Below are 17,757 nucleotides of genomic sequence, written 5' to 3' on the forward strand. Positions count from 1 at the left end.
TCATAATATTTATCGTTTTACAATAAATTTTTATTGCAAAACAGATTTTATTTATTCTTTTGCCCATTAAGGAAGGAAGACCAAAAGATCCCCCCTCTTTGCTTCATTGATTCTTGGACACAAAAAAAGTCCAAAGATAGCCACTGAATGTGGTTATCTTTGAACTCGCTCACGTACGCCAGAACAGTCCAGCTTCATCCCGTTCCACCTGCTCGAGCACATTCTCAAAATCGGAACAAGGTGTAATAACATCTACCGGATTCCAACTACTCTGTTCATCTCTGGCATACACTTTCCACTGATTTTCTTCCCAGTAAAATCGGGCAATATGCATCTTATCCCATTGATACCGTTCCTCGGCAGGTCTTTCTTCGGTCAGGATCAATTCATTATCATTCATCTCATATGTCAACTTCACCATCGTACGTAGTGGCGCAGGAACCTTCTCGTGAATATAGCCATTCATCACCGACTGAATTCTTCGTAACGTAAACGAGTCCAACATGAAGATGCACACCCTTTCAGCAAAATACCACCCTTTGATCATGTTACCAGCTGGATTTTGTTACACCAGGAATCTGTCCTTGATGGGCCAATTCACGGAACTTAATCCGAGATACCTTGAACTTGCGTAGATAACCCCGCGGGCGGCCCGTCACTTCACAACGGTTCTTCAGTCTGGTCGGAGATGCATTCCGCGGCAATTTCTGCAATGCATCGTAATCCCCTTTTTCCTTCAATTCCCGACGCAGGTCCGCATATTTTGCCACGATTGCCTGACGTTGCTTCTCACGTACCACTTTAGATTTTTTAGCCATGAATTATAGCTCCTTTATCCATTGAATTTATGTTTATAAATTGAACTAAAGAATATTTACACTGCACACTCCGATGACAGAACAACCTTCCGATCGCTGTTATCCCCAGATTTTTTTAATTCCTTTTATAAAGGGGAAATCCGGGGATAGCGTATGCTTCCGATGTAGCTTTCTTGCAGAAAGCTTGTAGGCGAACGCTCCGCTTCTTCAGGTCCTTTCTGTCCTCTCCGACTTATACAGCTTCCACAGGCCATGGCAGTGGATTATCAAAATGGCCCCAGTCTGCCAGCATTTCTTCATCACTAAGCAGGCACTGGTCCAACTCATCTTCAATGCTCGCACGTTCCATGTCGATTCCGATCATGACAAGCTCCGTCTGGCGATCTCCCCACTGGGCATCCCATTTCTCCAGAACATCCGGTTCGTTACGTAAAATCTCTTCTTTGTCCGCTTCCGGCAACGCCGCGACCCAATGTCCCGCAGGACCAAATTGAATGGATGGTCCTGCCTGACTCAGGCTTGCAGCAACATCCCCTTCAGCCGCAAGCCATACTAAACCTTTGGCACGTACCACTTCTTCCGGCCAGTAACTCATGAATTCAGCCAGACGGGAAGGATGGAACGGCTTTCTCCGGCGATAGACAAAGGAACCAATACCATATTCCTCCGTTTCCGGTGTATGCGACTCTTTCTCCAGCTCCTGAATCCATCCAGCGGACATGCTCACTTTCTCAAAATCAAAACGGCCTGTATTCAGAATCTCGGAAGGATTCACCTGTCCATTCTGGGTCCGAATGATCTTGGCGTTAGGCTGTAGCTTCCGGATGATACCTTCGAGCTTGTTCAGCTCGGTGTCATCGACCAGATCACATTTGTTCAGCAGCAGTACATCACAGGTTTCGATCTGATCAATCAACAAGTCTACAACATCACGGGTGTCCTCATCTCCGGTCGCCTGGTTACGATCCAGAAGACTCTGTCCTGATCCAAAATCATGCCAGAATCGATTGGCATCCACCACCGTTACCAGACAATCCAATCGGGCCAGACTAGTCAGGTCAATACCCGACTCTTCATCTGCATATGTAAAGGTCTGTGCAACTGGAACAGGTTCACTGATGCCGGTGGATTCGATCAAAATATAGTCATACTTGCCTTCGTTCACCAGCTTCTCAATCTCCTGCATCAGATCATCTCGCAAGGTGCAGCAGATACAGCCGTTCGACAACTCCACCAACTTCTCTTCGGTTCGAGACAAGGTTGCCTCCCCCTTAACCAGCGCAGCATCAATGTTCACCTCACTCATGTCGTTGACGATCACCGCAACTTTGAGTCCCTGTCTGTTGTTCAACACATGATTCAAAACCGTCGTTTTCCCTGAACCGAGGTAACCACTCAGTACGGTTACCGGAACTTGCTTTTGTGTCATAGAAATCTACTCCTTATATTTGCAGTCTGTGTAACTTGGACTTTAATAGTAATTATTACGATTAACAACAATGACTATAATCCTGTTGCACGGTCGTTGTCAAACTATTTTTACGAAATAGTCCAGAAAAATGGATAAGAAAAACATTTATCAACGTACTTTCACAAAAGAAAGACCGCGTTCAGTTGTAGTTTTTCTTGCGATAATTGAACTGTTCAGATCCTTTGAAAACTTATAAATTCTAAGATATAAAAAAGACCCATGATCTGTCTCCTGCCGCTTGTATCCTGATGATACGTGCCGGAAAATTCAGTTCATGAGCCTTTACTTTACTGTTCAGCTTGCTACCACAGATCTGGCCTTATTGCCCGCTTCCATCCGTTGCCTGAATACCAACACCAGAACCATCGCTGCAATAGAGAGCAACGTGCAGATCATAAACATGGTCGAATACGAACTTACCTGTACAATAAGCCCCATCGCCAGTCCGCCCAAAGAGAATCCAAGGTCATACGAGGACATGAAGATTCCCATGAGTACATATCTGGAATCCGCAGGCAACACAAAAGACAGGTATGTGGTTAATGTCGGGTACAACAGTGCCAAGGCAAAGCCGCTGAACACTGCGGAGAGATACACCAACGGCCCGATGATCTCCATCAGGCTGAGCAACTGGGTCCCCAGTGCTGCACACAGCATTAGCCCTGCCATCAGCCAGGTATTCCAGCTACCGTCGGACGGAATTTTTTTACGCAAAATAAACCTGCACAGGATCACAACCAATCCCTGTATCGTCAGAAATACCCCTGCACTCGCCAGTCCAGTGGATACCATATACAGGGGAAGAAAGGTCGCTGTCGCCCCAAAGACACAGGACGCAAACAACATCACCACACTGCTGATCAGCAGTGGCGTACTCTGCCAAATGCCGCCGAATGAACGAAACATGTCACCCAAGGTGTACGATTTGTTCTGCACGGTACTCCGTGGCAGATCCACATTATATCCAATCAGAAGTGGCAAAGCCGCCAATCCGATCATCAGCAGCGTAAACGCCAGATCACTGGCATTTTCCCAGATTTGTATGGCGAGGATCGGAATGACCAGAGAAGGAACCATCGTAAACAGGGTGTACATGGACAGCCCTTGTGCCCGGTCTTTGTCCTCCAGCTTTTCCACAATGCCTGCCTGCATCGTCATGGAGAAAAAGGCCGTAGCCACCCCTTGCAGGGCTCGCAACCACAGATACGTCTCCACACCAAAAACAACAAACAGCAGCAACGTCCCGGCGTGTAAAAGCAATAGCCATTGCATCACACGAAGCGGCCCATGCTTACCCAGCAGCTGTGCTGCAAAAGGTCTCAAGAGCATACAGGTGAACATATATGCCCCCATCATCAGACCAATCTCAGCCTGATTCAATCCCGCGGCTTCGCTTCTCAAAGGCAGAATAATCGTCAAAGCTGAATTTGCCGCAAAAAATAAAAAGGCCAGCATATAAAACCGGATAAACGAAAAGGATACCGGATTTAATTTTCCATTGGATGTTGCCGTCATTGAAGCCTTCAAACGTTCGTCACCACTTTCTCTTCTGGCAGTCAATTCATAGATGTACCTGTCACGGGTCTACGCCGTTCATAGGCAAAAACGATCATTACCGCTCCTAGGATAGCACAGATCATGTACATAAATGAATAGGAAGAGAAGTCAGCGACGGGTCCCATAATCACACCACCCAGAGAAATACCCAGATCCGCCATCGCAATAAATAGGCCGATCAGAACGTTCCGGTTCAGCTTAGGCAACACAAAAGATAAATAGGTCGTGAGTGTCGGATACAGGATCGCCTGACCGATTCCCATGAATACAGCGCCCACATAGAAAAAGACCACCCCGCCTGTCACGGCAAAACTGACACATTGCGCAGCTACGGCGAGCAGACACATGGTGCCCATCATGAAAGGAGAATGCCAACTGCCATCGGACGGAATCCTTTTCCTAAGCATGATTCGAGCCAGCACCACCGTCCCTGCCTGAAGCATCAGATACACACCCGCATTCCCATTTGGTACTTGACTCGCATACAGCGGGATAAAGGTGGTAATCGCACCAAATACAACGGAAGCGGCGAGCATTAACACACTGCATCGAAACAGAAACGGATTCTTCACCAACTGACCAAAGGATTCCCACATACTGACGTTCTGCTCCGAAAGATTCTCAGCAGGTTGCTCCTTGTTTGGTTCCATTTTGGCGGTATATCCGAAGACACCCGTACAGACGGCAATGCCGATCAGAACCACTGTAAAATAATCCATACCACCCGTCTGCCAGATTCCTAACGCGATAACAGGCCCCACGATCCCCGGAATATAACTGAACAGCGAATAATATGAAATTCCCTGTGACCGATCTTTCTCCGGAAGTGCATCAATAATGCCAATCTGCAAGGCCATGGAGAAAAACGCTGTCGATACCCCCTGCAAAATACGAGCAACCAAATAACCCTCGAGTCCCGTAAAGGTATATAAAATCAGGGCAAATCCATTGATGATCAGAATAAGACGCAATATTTTGATCGGACCGTGCTTTTGAATAATCCGACCTGCCCATGGTCTGAAAAACATGGTTGTGAACATATACGCGCCCATGATCAGTCCAATCGTTGTACCGCTCGCGCCCAAAGACGCCCCTTGCAATGGGGTGATCACGTTAAGAATGGCATTGGCACTGAAATATAGAAGAACCAGTATGTACAAGCGCAGAAAAGGCCAAGACATCGCTCCACTCACAATGGGTGTTCCCCCTAAAATGTAATTAAATGCTTCAATAATTTCTTCGCATAGTCTGACTGAACATCCTTTAGCTGCTCAATAGGAACGATCTCTTCAATCTGACCGTCTCTGAAAATGATAACCCTGTCACAGATATAAGCTGCCGCCTGTATATCATGTGTGATAAAGACATAGCTCAGCTTGTAGATTTCCTTAAGCTCTTTCAACAATTGCAGCACCTGAATCTGAACAGACACGTCCAGTGAGCTGATCGCTTCATCGAACACGATGCATTTGGGAGCGGTGGAGATGGCCCTGGCTATGCACACTCTCTGAGCCTCACCGCCGGATAGTTCATGCGGATATTTGGATCTATAAGAAGGGTCCAATCCAACTTGGTTCAGCAACAGATCCACCTTCTCTGAGTTACCCTGACCCTTTCGCAGCTTTTGCTGCGCTTGCATAGGTTCCATAATGGCAGCTTCCACATTAAGAAATGGATTGATGGATGACGTATAATTTTGAAAAACGGCACTGAGGTTACCCCTCCGTACACGTCGATCCTGTACGTCTTTACCATCCAGCGAGATCGTTCCATGATCCGGCCGTTCAATGCCCAGAATCAGACGGCCCAACGTAGATTTACCGCTTCCGCTTTCACCAATGATGCCCAGACATTCGCCATGCTGGCATTCAAAGGTAACCTGTTTCAATACCTGTTGTCTATGCTTGGAGAACAGTCCGCCTTGGTTATATGATTTTTCAATACCTTCCACCTTTAGCATCTATAAGTCCCCCTGCATCAACGCCTTAAAATGATTGCTCAGCTCCAGCCGGGTAGAGACCAGATACTGCGTATAGGCATGCTCCGGCTGTGTCAAAACAGAATGCATGCTGCCACGCTCGACGATGTTTCCGTCCTTCATGACCATCACGTCATCTGCAATCTTCTGAACTACACCGAGATCATGGGAGATGAACATCATGGAACAGCCCATGCGTTCGCGTAATTGAATCAATTGCTCCACTACTTCATATTGGGAGATCGTATCCAGCGCCGTTGTTGGCTCATCCGCAATAATCAGATCGGGCTCAAGCACCAATGCCAGTGCAATCATGATTCGCTGCAGCATCCCACCGGACAGTTGATGTGGGTATTGATTCAGAATCTCGCGCGGATGTCTGAGCATGACACTTTCCATGGCATTGATGATTTTCCGTTCAATCTCACGGGTATTCCAGCCAAAATGCTGCTGAAGCGTCTCTCGAATATGAACACCAATGACACAGGAAGGATCAAATGCACTCATGCCATTCTGCAAAATCATACACAGATGTTTGCCCCGCTTACGCCGCATCTCCGGTTCCGAAAGCTGGTTCAGGTCTTCGCCCTGAAATAACATCCTGCCCGATTGACGAATCCATGGCTTGTTCAGTCGCATGATGGCCCTGCACGTGACGGACTTGCCGCTACCACTTTCCCCTACGATGGCCATACAGCTTCCCTGTTTAACTTCGAATGAACTGTTATGAATGATCACTTTGTCTGTATTGGTGTCCCATACTTTCAAATGTTCAACCTCGACTATATTCATAAGCGGCCTTTCTCACCTCACTTTCGTAAGACTTGTCAGACTTACCTTGAGAGGTCATCAATTTGGGGTCCAGAGCCACTTGAAGGGCATCCGATAAAAAATTAAAAGCAGACACCACCACCACAATGGCCAGGCCTGGTGCCAACATCAATTCAGGTCTGGAGAACATGACTTCCCTCGCCTCATTGAGCATCATGCCCCACTCCGCATGCGGAGCCTGGATTCCAAGCCCCAGAAAGGAAAGGCCGGAGATCTGCAACATCATCGAACACATGGAACCACTGGCAATGACAGCAATATCAGCAAAGGTAACTGGAACAATATGTTTGGTTATAATTCTCAGATTGGGTGTGCCGGAGGCTTTGGCGAATTTTACATAATCCATATCGGAGAATTGCATCACAGATGTTCGAATAACGCGGGCAAACCAGGCCCATTTCATCCACACAAAGGCAATCAAAATATTCTCCAGTCCTGCACCCAAAATGCCGACCACTGCAAGTGTCATCACGTACCCAGGGAAAGACAGCATAATGTCACAGACTCTCATGATCCACGCATCCACTTTTCCCTTGAAGTAACCCGCGACGAATCCGACAATAGCTCCAATCAGAACAGAAAGGCTCAGCGCAACCAGAACCCATAACACACTTGGACGGATTCCATAGATAAGCCGGGATAATACACATCTGCCCAGATGATCATTGCCTAATAGATAATCCCAGGATGAGGAGGCATAACGAAGCTTCATATTCACTTGTCCAGGATCATGGGGCGCAATAAGAGGGGCGAAAATGCCCGCTATAATCATGACGATAATTACCATCAAAGAGGTCATGGCCAGCTTGTCTTTGCTCAGATTTTTCAATATTCGCATCAGAATTCCTTTCTCAACCGGGGATTCATCGCCGCATTAATAATGTCGGATAACGTATTAAATAAGACAAAGGTTACAGCCAACATCAGAACATACGCCTGGATAATCGGAAAATCCCTGCTTAAAATGGATTTCACGCTGAGCCTACCGAGTCCCGGCCAGGCAAATACATTTTCGATGACTACCGTACTGCCCAGCACGATCGGGATCGCCATACAAAAGATGGACACAGCCACCTGTAATGAATTTCTCAGAATATGCAGGGTAACTTTCTTCTCACTCAGACCGCTTGCCCTTGCATATAACACATAGTCCTCATTCATATTGCTCAGCATGGAACTTCGAACCGTTCGGAAGTAAATGCCCGTATAACTCACCGTGATTACGATCACCGGTAGAATGTAACTTCGATACGAGTCCATGCCGCTGGTAGGTAACAGGTCCAGCTTGACGGAAAAATACCAGATCATCATGGCTGCAAGCCAGTAGGATGGCATGGCGGTAAGGAAAAATGATGCACCTCTGACCGATCGATCCAGCAGCTTGCCTTCTCTCATGGCACAGATCACTCCCAGCAGAATGGACAGCGCAATAATGAATACCGATGAGACAAGTGTTAACTTCAATGTGTTCATAAAAGCAGGCCCCATCAATGACCACACGGGTTCACCAGATACATAAGAGTTGCCAAAGTCCAACTGCACAACAGCCATGATCCAGTTCACATACTGGATCATGAACGGCTGATCGAACCCCAATGCCTGATTGGTCTGGGCAATTAATTCCTCTGTAATCTGCGGAACTTCCTGTGCCTGTAAGACAACAACCGCCGGGTCCAAGGGAGATAGATTAATCAGAACAAACGTTATAAATGAAATGATAATCAGTAAAGGGATGGTTAACAGAATCCTTTTGACGATATAACTTCCCATATCCATCTCCGCTCTATTTAAAATTCATTTGTTCGAATGGCAGTTCATATTGGGTCTGTTTGAATGAGATTCCATCAAGATTCTCAGGAGCGACTACGGTGACCCGCCCGTTGGTAATCGGAATGAACAACGCTTCATCATGGACGATCTTCATAATGTCGGCATACAGAGATTGGCGTGATGTCTCATCCGTGGAAACCATGACCGAATCGATTTTCTGGTACAGTTCATCCGCTTCAGCAATTCCGCTTGTCGTATGCTTGTATGCTGAATCTGACGTAAATGCAGCAATGGTACTCTGTGGATCATAGGCCAGTCCCCAGGTTTGATTAAAGAGCAGATCATATTCCCCGGTGGCTCTCCGATTCGCAATGGAAGTGGACTCTTCGCCCATGATCTCAAGCTGAACACCCAATTCTTTCAGGGAATACTGGATCAATTCGGCCTGTATTTTCTGTGAAGACGAATTGCTGTCATAGTATAATTTCATGGCTAAAGGCTGACCGTTCTTCTTTCTCACCACTTCACCGTCTGTCAATGTCCAGCCAGCTTGGTCCAGAAGTTTTTCAGCCAATTCCGGATCATACTCCCGTTTCTTAAGGTCTACCTTGGCGTAATTGACATTGGCCGAAAATAGCGTGTCCGCTACAGTCTGCGTTCCGTTGAAAATATCTTTACTGATCGTTTCGCGATCAATGGCATACCAAAGTGCTTCCCGCACTGCCGTTTCCTGAACCGGACTATTCTGGCGACTGCTGTTGGCTACGATCATATTGGTGTTCATCGCTTCACTTCGAACCACTTGATAATCACCAGATTCAGCTAATTGGTCCATGGCCTCGACATCGATACTATCTGCTCCCCGGTCATCGGTGAACACAAAGTTGATCTCTCCCTTTTGCAACGCCAGGAATGTTGTTTCACCTGCCGGAAGAACCTTGGATGTGATTCTCTTGATTGCAGGTGCACCACCCCAATAGTCTTCATTGGCTTCAAACGTGGCATTCTCTTCGACTTTATGAGCAGTAAGCTTGTAAGGTCCTGTGCCGTGGAAACCACTTACTCCGTCTTTGGTTCCGCCATCCTTGAAATCCTTGGGGGATATGAAGACGTAAGGTCTTGTCATGGACAATTCCACCAGTGCCGGATAATAGGCTTCCGACAGCGTCAGCTCCACCGTATGCTCATCGATAACTTTTACACTCGTGATTTTGGTAGACAGCTTGATCCAAGCATGTTTTTCGGCATTCGCCTGAACTGCATCGATATTTTGTTTAACCGCCTCTGCGTTGAACGGCTCTCCATCATGGAATTTCACATCTTGTCGCAGATGAAAGGTATAGGTCTTGCCATCCTCGGAGATATCCCATGATTCAGCCAGCAATGGCTTGATTCCGTCAGGTGTGTTTTCCACCAGCGACTCATATACAATTCCTTGCGCAGGCATGGAACCTGTATACAGATGTGGGTTCATATCATTAATATCTTTGGCAGAAGCATAGATAAGTTCAGTTTGTACCTGGCTATTGGCAGGCTCCGTTTGGGCGCTCTCTTTCTCTTTTGGGCTCTGTCCGCATCCGGCGAGCAGCGCAATGGCAGACACCAGCAATAGTACGGATGTAAAAGTAAGACCCTTTTTCACAACATTTCCTCCCGACTAGCAAATAAAATTCAAACTTTTCACAAGACCACTACGTGGTCAGAACAACCTTCCGATCGCCGTTATCCCCAGATTTTTTTGATCTCTTTTCCAAAGAGAAAATCCGGGGATAAATGCGAACGCTTCGCTTCTTCAGGTTCTTTCTGCCCCCTCCGTTAGGTGTAAAACAAAATTTAATTTGCATTATTTAAATGTAACTAGACCCGACTGCTTGAAAGTCCGGTGCAGATCATGCGGATATCCTCGTCAAAGGATTGGATGACAAAGGCTTCGGACAAGCGTTGATTCGGGTGTGCGTCAGCCACTTCCTGAATCTTCGCCTCATACCTGGCGATAAATTGATCAATGGTTGGACAGCTCACATCGAGATGTCTGGCAATGCCCTGAATGATTTTGATGCGGTAGTAATCTTCATTGGGCATACGGGGGATGTCCAGTTCCCCTTCGCGGTTCATGAACGTTTGACGGAATGGGACTGCTGAAAAGTCAAAATATTTGCCTTCCGAATCGGGTTCCGAGAATGGATCAATCAATAATGAGGTGTATCGTATGTATAATAAATACTCTTGATGAATGACCTGCAGCTGATTGAAATTCTCGATATCCTGGCGTGATATACTCTCTAATCGAACCGGATAGTTGTCATCCGTCATGAATTGAAGCAGGTTCACTCCCGGGATATTGAGTCGGTCCGTAATGTTCATAATCTCCTGCCACTGTGCCCGCATATCCCGTATCAAAACTTGAGTAATCGGACCTTCGGGATACATCTTATATACATATTTCTGAATATCCGATGCTCCAAAGATGGCCTCTAATGAGAAGTCATTCATGAACAAGGGTGGATGCACATACAACGAAATATTTCTCGTTTCCGCCTCCAGTGGGGATCGCATCACTTCCAGCGCAATACCCAAACGCTCAAATACTTGGCATAGCTTACTCACCTGTTCAGACGGGTAAAGAGTGGAACCGATATAAACCTTTTTCTTCACCCCTGTAGTAATCACATGATTCGACGGATGTTCGTGCATCCAACGGGTATCTCCAAGGTAGGTAGAGAAACTGACCACTTCCGGCTCCGCATTCCGCTCTCTCATATAATGGGTCACAAGTCGATTCGACCCAAACGTTGGAGAAACCAAAATGATACATTTCAGTTGTTTGATGAATTCATTTTTCATTTGCTCCAATACATCGATATAAGCATCCGTTGTTACAGCCAAAATGAGTGTGCCCCACTCACCATCAATGGTGTCATATCCCTTGAACACATGATCAACGAAACATTCACCTGCGAGCGATTGATGTTTCTCATTTTGAATGCTGACCTGAATACGTTGATTGCTCTCTTCAAGGGCTGAAAAAATCGATGCTGAACGAACCGATTGTCTCCCCGCAAAGCCTATACAGCAGTTGAGATGATCTTTGAGCGTTACCGCAAGCTGAATGGATGCAGGGCCGGTTCCGAGTATCAGAATTCGCTGAAGATTGCTCATATATGCCTCCTATATTCAAAGTTCAATCTGTAATCCATTTGGACACACTTGGATGCACTTGCATACCTATGCTTTTTGGTACAACGCAATATCAAACACATCATCCGGGCGCAAGATCGTATCCACCAGCTTCCACTTGTTGCTGTCCGTCGCTTTCATCGGATAATTGAACAAAGATTTCAACTGATCACCGTATCTCATGGCTACAACCACCTGTGTATTCGTCAGAGCATGCAGTTGATCGAGCAGCTCATATTTAGGGGCCACGGTAGAGCTGAAAATGATATGGGTTGCTTCCCTGGTATAATCCAGATTCTCCAGCAATGTTGACTCCAAACGAATCTTCAAACCCGTGCCCAGTGTCTCCACCACTTTTCGCCCGAGGGTAATGGATTCTTCATCAATATCGATCCCTACGACCTCTGCACCTGTTCGCTTGGCGATGAGTAATGGTGTCATGGGGAATGAACCGGAGCCTACCAACAACACTCTGGAATCGGAGGTGACATGGAAGCTGCCGAATTCTTTATCGATACACTCTTCTATGTTTTTGAAATAATCGGCAATCTGCACATCCCCGTTCTCTAACTTCAATGCACGATATTTCTCCATGATCGCCACACACTGGGCGGATTTATTTCTTAACTGCCATACAAGCGAATCCAGTTCTTCCAACTCCGAATGCTCCAACTGTTCCCAGGCTACCTTATTCTCCTGATTGGTCACAAAGCGGGAGTAGTCATTGATCACAGCTTCCAGCTCCGAACTATGCTGAATCGTATGATCATACTTGCTCGCGAGCTTATCGAATTTCTCTGCAAATTCACTCAAACATGTCTGAAAATGAACCAATGTGATCATTTCTTTTCCCCCAATACGTTGTCTCGATCATGTCATGTACCTCATGCGTTTATAACGCTCCATTCTGCTGGAGCATCTATGAAGGCTTTGCCTTGAGCCACGATGCCAACCGATCCTTCAATCGTAATACTCCCAAGTTCTGCGCCATCCCACTGGGCTACCACTTTGATCGCACCACCAGGCTGCTTGATGTACTGAGTAATTCCTCTCTGTTGGTTCCATGCGAGATAGGCTCCGACGGAGGCCGTACCCGATCCACATCCTCTCTCCCAGATCAGACTATCCAGCTCCGGAACATAGATGAGTGGGGCCATTTCTTCCAAGTGTGATTGATATAACAAGATACCGATCAGCTTATCTCCCAGGGTTAATCCCAGTAATCTTGCAAGGGTCTGTGCCCTCTTCTTCATCGTATCGTCAAAGTCATCGACTTCAATCACGATATGGATGAACTCAGCGTACCGGATGATCACCATATCGAGCTCGATGCCTTCATATCGAATTGTTCGCTGCTCGATCTGTTTGGGAACCGGCATGGTTACCTGACAGTTGTATTCATGCTGCTGCTTCTTCACATGGCACATGATCAATTGATCGGTTCCGGAAACCTCCAGCATGATATCCATAGACTCCTGTTGTGCCAGTCCTGCTTCAGATGCGTGGTGTGCTGCAAGTGCCATACAGGCATTGCCACAGAACTCTCCTCCGGCCATTTCCAGACGGGCCACAGCTTCCGGTCTCCTCGTTGGTTCAATGAATCCCACTTGTTCGGCGTAAACGTTATCATACGACATTAGACGGGTAGCAATATGATTGTATTTCTCTGCTGCATGATCCGTTTTAACCAGAATCGTCATGTTTTGGGTGGGACTGAACTTGATAAAATCGATCTCCTGTTTCATCGCAGCGACTACTCCTGTCTTCTTTTTTATCTAATAGTAATTATTACGATTAAAGGTCGAGAAAAATATAGCACATCCTTTTGGGAAGCGTCAACAAATATTTCCATTAAAAAAATTAAAATTTAACAATACCTTTAGCAGCCCTTCCTATAAGAAAGCCCAAACAGAGCTGACGCTCTTGCGCCAGCCCTAGCCATAACTATACCGTCTGATAAGATTCAGCGAATCGTCGTTCCTACCCGCTCTCACTAAAAAAAGGGAATACGAAAAACGGCTGCCGTCGAACGGAACCGTTTCGATCTGGATATGATCCAGTGATTCACTATACTCATCACTCTTGATGTGCTTGCACATTGTACAGTGCTTTCTCAGCCAGTGCAGCCAGAAGATGTGCTCCCAACGGCAGCGCCTGTTCATCCACATCAAAGCCAGGGTGATGCCACTCATGCGGGCCAGAGGTGCCCAGGAAAAGGAACAGGCCGGGAGCTTCTTTTTGATAAAAAGAGAAGTCCTCACCTGCTGGAGAAGGTAGCGGTCTAACACTGTTTAATCCAATCTCACTTGCAACTTGCTCCGCCGCAGATGCCAGAGACTCATCGTTGACCACGGCAGGCGGTCCCTGAATCCAGCGAACCGTAGCCCGTGTGCCATAGGCTGCGGCCACACCGGCGACTACCTGATTGAAACGTTCGCGAATCCGTGCACGCACTTTCTCATCAAAGGTACGCACTGTGCCATCAAGGATCGCTTCATCGGGAATAACGTTCCAGGCTGTGCCGCTATGAAGCTTGGTGACGCTGATTACAGCACTCTCCTGTGCTCCCACATTGCGACTCACAATGGCCTGTAATGCCGTAACAATATGTGCGGCAACCACAATTGGATCAATGCCGGCTTCAGGCACGGCTGCATGGGTGCCTACACCTTCCACTTTGACAACAAAACCGTCTGCTGCTGCCATCAATGCGCCTTCCCGAATACCCACCGTACCTACCTGGAGATCAGGCTTGTTATGCAATCCAAATACGGCCCGAACATCGGACAATGCACCACTCTGGATCACTTGGCGTGCACCCGTTGCTTTTTCCTCCGACGGCTGGAATATCAACCGTACTTTTCCCGGCAAACTGGACTCGCGTTGTTTCAGTAATCGTGCAGCACCGATCAGAATTGCCGTGTGTGCGTCATGTCCGCAAGCGTGCATCTTTCCATCTACCTGGGAGGCAAATTCCAGCTTTGTCTCTTCCTGAATGGGCAGCGCATCAATATCTGCTCTTAGGGCAACCACAGGACCGTCCCCTTGACCTACTTCAGCGACAAGTCCTGTCCGCAGCCCATATTCGTCTGCAATACGGACGCCTTCCTCTTCCAGCCACCTGCGAATAGCTGCCGTCGTCTCCTTTTCCTCGCCGGACAATTCCGGGTTACGATGCATATGGCGCCGAATGGTGATTAAACGTTCCGCGAATTCTTCCGCCCGTTCACCGTGAAGTTCATGCTCGGGGCCCTGTACTTGTTGCTCAGCCTGCTGTTTAGGCTGTTCCAGATCACTTTTCATCACACGGCCTCCCATTCGTATATATTCACTGCTATATTCACTGTCTACTTCTATCCGATTGCTGCTTCTTCCTTGGATTCCAGTGCAAATTCGCTTAGTCCCTGCTCTGCCAAAATTTCACGCAATAATTCGAATGAACGAATGCGCTTGGCAAAGTCCCGTGTAGCTGTAGTCACAATGAACTCTTCTACAGCAAACTCCTGCTGGAACTTCAGCAGTGCCTGACCTACGCTTTCCTTCGTACCCCGGGTCACACTTGGCTCCAAAATTTCGATCCGATAGGTTTCGTTTGATTGCCGGCCGAATTCTTCCGCCTGTTCCACAGAACCAACCGTCAGCACCTTTCCACTCTCCAGATGAATCTTCACCAGCATATGCTCACTCGCAAGTCCTTCCGCTTCTTCCTCACTCTCGGCCACAATTAACGATATGGCTAGTGCAGCGTAGGGCTCCCGTCCCTGGGAACGATCAAATTGTTCACGATATACACGGATCGCTTGAAGTGCTACCTCTATATTACTGTTAATGAACAGTGAAAAGACATATGGGAGTCCCAGTTCCGCAGCCATGCCTGCACTATCAACACTGGCTCCAAGTACGTACAGTTCTGCTGGAATGTCGGACAGAGGCGAAGCGCTGAGACCTGCAAGTGGATGTGATGAATCTTCAAGCGGCTCATTGTGGATGTATCGTTTCACCTGAACAATTTTCTCTTGAAGAGATGCCGATTCCTGAATACCTTCCTGCAACGCCTGTGTCGAACGGGGCAACCCACCTGGCGCACGACCGATTCCCAGGTCAACTCTTCCTGGTCCGAGCGCTGCGAGGATATTGAAATTCTCGGCGACTTTGTATGGGCTGTAATGCTGGAGCATTACTCCGCCGGACCCCAGCCGAATCCGCTTTGTATGCGCAAGCAAGTGGGAGATGAGTACTTCCGGGGAGGAACCTGCAACATGCCCTGAATCATGGTGCTCCGACACCCAGAATCGATGGAATCCAAGCTGCTCTGCCCGCTGTGCCAGCTCAATCGTATGCCGAAAAGCATCCACTGCCGTTTCCCCTTCATAGATGGGAGTCTGATCCAAAATGCCAACACGAATACTCATATCCTTCTCCTCCTTGATTGTGCTGAACCGCTGTTCTTGAATCACTACTAGGTTGAACTAGAGATGTTACACTTTATCACTCCGATTGCAGTACCATCTTCCGATCGCTCTTATCCCCGGATTTTCTGTACTCCCTTGGTCCAAGGGAAAAATCCGTTGATAAATGCGTACGCTTCGCTTCTTCAGATTGGTTCTGCACTCTCCGTTTTGGTGTAAAAGTCAGATTCAACGTTAGACGCTCTATAATTGCCGCAGCAGTTCCCCGAAGGGCTCTGCCAATGGCGAATATTCTTCCTTTAACGTGACAACGCTGATCTGCAGCGATACACCTGCGACCTCATGTACCTGAATGGGGAACAGCTCCTGATTCTGCACTTCCTTCTTCACCGTGAGTCCCGGGAGAAAAGCAATGCCTGCCCCTTGCATAACCAGTTTCTTCGCTGTCTCCGAATTGTCGACATGATATGTAATATTTGGCGGATGTTCCAGCGAGTCGAAAGCCCGGTGAATGCGAAGCCAGTCCAGTGAACCACATTCGAAAAAGACCAGTTGCTCATTCCGGATGGCTTCCATGCTGACATGCCCGCTCTCAATGAATGGATGCCCTTTGTACACATAGAGCTGGATAGGATCTTCATAAAAAGCAACCGTACGGATCGCAGGGTGCATGACCTTGCGCACAAAAGCAAGATCGATCTCCTGACCAAGCAGTTTGGCAATCAGCTGATCCGTCGTTGCTGTCGTCAGTTTGATATTAATTTCGGGGTAAGCATCCTTGATCTTGGGTAGAAAATCGGGAATGACATAATTGGATACCGATACTGTACTACCGAGCCGAAGAGCATCCGGTGTTGTTCTGCGCTGCTGAATCTTCTGCTTGCCCTTCTGAATCACTTGCAGCACTTGCTGCGCATACGGCAGGAATTTCCGACCTTCTTCTGTCAGCACGATTTGCTTGCCAAGCCGATCAAACAACTTGCAGCCCAGCTCCCTTTCCAGTGACTGAATGCGAGCTGTGACCGAAGGTTGGGACAAGAAGAGTACTTCGGCAGCCTTATTGAAGCTTCCATAATGATTGATATATACAAATGCTTCAATATTCTCGATATTCATGAGCGTCTCCGTATCCACGTCCGCGGACGTTTGATCTTATATTGATTTATCCAATATATTTACTTGGTTTTACGATATCGTAATCCCATCCTTTTCCAGTGTCAATAACAATTCATCCAGTGAGCGATCCAGACGTGTAGTAATATCTGCAGAGAGCACAAATTTCCCATCATCCAGTCGTTCGATTCCCTGATCCACAGCATACACGCCACCCAGAATATGTCTTCCACCAAGGGCTGCCAGTACAGGCTTCAATGCATAATCAATGGCCAGCAGATGAGCAATGGAGCCACCGATGACGAGTGGGAGTATCAACTTACCCCGTAACCCTTCTTGCGGAATCAGATCCAGGAACAACTTGAGCACTCCTGAGTACGACGCCTTGTATACCGGCGTAGCCACAATAACTGCATCCGCCGCTTCCACGACAGCAAGTGCATCACGAATGAATGAGCTGTCAAACCGGGCTTGCACCAGATCCTCAGCGGGCAGATCCACAACGTGAATAACTTCGACGGTGATGCCTGCCTCCGTTAATTTTTGGCTGCTGTAATCCGTCAGACCTGTCAAACGCGAACGCTTGGAAGGTGATCCGGCAATAATGACAACATGTGACATGAATATCTCCTC

17 protein-coding genes are annotated in these 17,757 nt (G+C 47.4%); all 17 read right to left on the reverse strand.

What is annotated here, in order from left to right; translation table 11 throughout:
- Positions 1–169: 169 nt before the first annotated feature.
- Complete coding sequence (locus J2X75_RS20725) at positions 170–505, reverse strand: DUF3024 domain-containing protein (RefSeq protein WP_169480557.1); 336 nt, start codon at positions 503–505, stop codon at positions 170–172.
- A 43-nt stretch (positions 506–548) separates the two neighbouring features.
- Positions 549–818 (reverse strand): 30S ribosomal protein S14, encoded by a 270-nt coding sequence (gene rpsN, locus J2X75_RS20730; RefSeq protein WP_310339681.1) that lies wholly within the window; start codon positions 816–818, stop codon positions 549–551.
- Positions 819–1,050: 232 nt separating this feature from the next.
- Positions 1,051–2,247, reverse strand: coding sequence for a GTP-binding protein (locus J2X75_RS20735; protein ID WP_310339683.1), 1,197 nt, complete (start codon positions 2,245–2,247; stop codon positions 1,051–1,053).
- Between the two features lie 336 nt (positions 2,248–2,583).
- Positions 2,584–3,849, reverse strand: coding sequence for a staphylopine family metallophore export MFS transporter CntE (gene cntE, locus J2X75_RS20740; protein WP_310339685.1), 1,266 nt, complete (start codon positions 3,847–3,849; stop codon positions 2,584–2,586).
- Positions 3,846–5,039, reverse strand: a complete 1,194-nt coding sequence (cntE, locus tag J2X75_RS20745; RefSeq protein WP_310339687.1) for a staphylopine family metallophore export MFS transporter CntE — start codon at positions 5,037–5,039, stop codon at positions 3,846–3,848. Before cntE (J2X75_RS20745) ends, cntE (J2X75_RS20740) begins: the two co-directional genes overlap by 4 nt.
- 14 nt (positions 5,040–5,053) lie before the next feature.
- The gene (locus tag J2X75_RS20750) at positions 5,054–5,806 is read right to left on the reverse strand and encodes an ABC transporter ATP-binding protein (protein ID WP_310339689.1); all 753 of its coding nucleotides are present in this window, start codon (positions 5,804–5,806) and stop codon (positions 5,054–5,056) included.
- Positions 5,807–6,616 carry a staphylopine uptake ABC transporter ATP-binding protein CntD gene (cntD, locus tag J2X75_RS20755; protein ID WP_310339691.1) on the reverse strand — a complete coding sequence of 270 codons (810 nt, stop codon included), beginning with the start codon at positions 6,614–6,616 and terminating at the stop codon, positions 5,807–5,809.
- Positions 6,597–7,493 (reverse strand): staphylopine uptake ABC transporter permease subunit CntC, encoded by an 897-nt coding sequence (gene cntC / locus J2X75_RS20760; protein WP_310339693.1) that lies wholly within the window; start codon positions 7,491–7,493, stop codon positions 6,597–6,599. Before cntC ends, cntD begins: the two co-directional genes overlap by 20 nt.
- The gene (gene opp1B / locus J2X75_RS20765; RefSeq protein WP_310339696.1) at positions 7,493–8,425 is read right to left on the reverse strand and encodes a nickel/cobalt ABC transporter permease; all 933 of its coding nucleotides are present in this window, start codon (positions 8,423–8,425) and stop codon (positions 7,493–7,495) included. Before opp1B ends, cntC begins: the two co-directional genes overlap by 1 nt.
- 13 nt (positions 8,426–8,438) lie before the next feature.
- Positions 8,439–10,067, reverse strand: a complete 1,629-nt coding sequence (cntA, locus tag J2X75_RS20770; RefSeq protein ID WP_310339698.1) for a staphylopine-dependent metal ABC transporter substrate-binding lipoprotein — start codon at positions 10,065–10,067, stop codon at positions 8,439–8,441.
- Between the two features lie 215 nt (positions 10,068–10,282).
- On the reverse strand, positions 10,283–11,584 hold the full coding sequence (locus J2X75_RS20775; RefSeq protein WP_310339700.1) for an opine metallophore biosynthesis dehydrogenase: 1,302 nt from the start codon (positions 11,582–11,584) through the stop codon (positions 10,283–10,285).
- A gap of 66 nt (positions 11,585–11,650) precedes the next feature.
- Entirely contained in the window at positions 11,651–12,445 is a 795-nt protein-coding gene (locus tag J2X75_RS20780; protein WP_310339702.1) for an SAM-dependent methyltransferase, read from the reverse strand.
- A gap of 41 nt (positions 12,446–12,486) precedes the next feature.
- Positions 12,487–13,347: a histidine racemase CntK family protein gene (locus tag J2X75_RS20785; RefSeq protein WP_124117594.1), complete on the reverse strand. Its 861-nt coding sequence runs from the start codon at positions 13,345–13,347 to the stop codon at positions 12,487–12,489.
- A gap of 331 nt (positions 13,348–13,678) precedes the next feature.
- Complete coding sequence (locus J2X75_RS20790) at positions 13,679–14,905, reverse strand: amidohydrolase (RefSeq protein ID WP_310339703.1); 1,227 nt, start codon at positions 14,903–14,905, stop codon at positions 13,679–13,681.
- A gap of 50 nt (positions 14,906–14,955) precedes the next feature.
- Positions 14,956–16,014 (reverse strand): LLM class flavin-dependent oxidoreductase, encoded by a 1,059-nt coding sequence (locus tag J2X75_RS20795; RefSeq protein WP_210109856.1) that lies wholly within the window; start codon positions 16,012–16,014, stop codon positions 14,956–14,958.
- 240 nt (positions 16,015–16,254) lie between these two features.
- Positions 16,255–17,127, reverse strand: a complete 873-nt coding sequence (locus tag J2X75_RS20800) for a LysR family transcriptional regulator (protein ID WP_091020874.1) — start codon at positions 17,125–17,127, stop codon at positions 16,255–16,257.
- 69 nt (positions 17,128–17,196) lie between these two features.
- Complete coding sequence (gene ssuE / locus J2X75_RS20805; protein WP_210109855.1) at positions 17,197–17,745, reverse strand: NADPH-dependent FMN reductase; 549 nt, start codon at positions 17,743–17,745, stop codon at positions 17,197–17,199.
- Positions 17,746–17,757 lie beyond the last annotated feature (12 nt).

The organism is Paenibacillus sp. 2003, from assembly GCF_031455635.1.
GTDB lineage: Bacteria > Bacillota > Bacilli > Paenibacillales > Paenibacillaceae > Paenibacillus > Paenibacillus amylolyticus_B.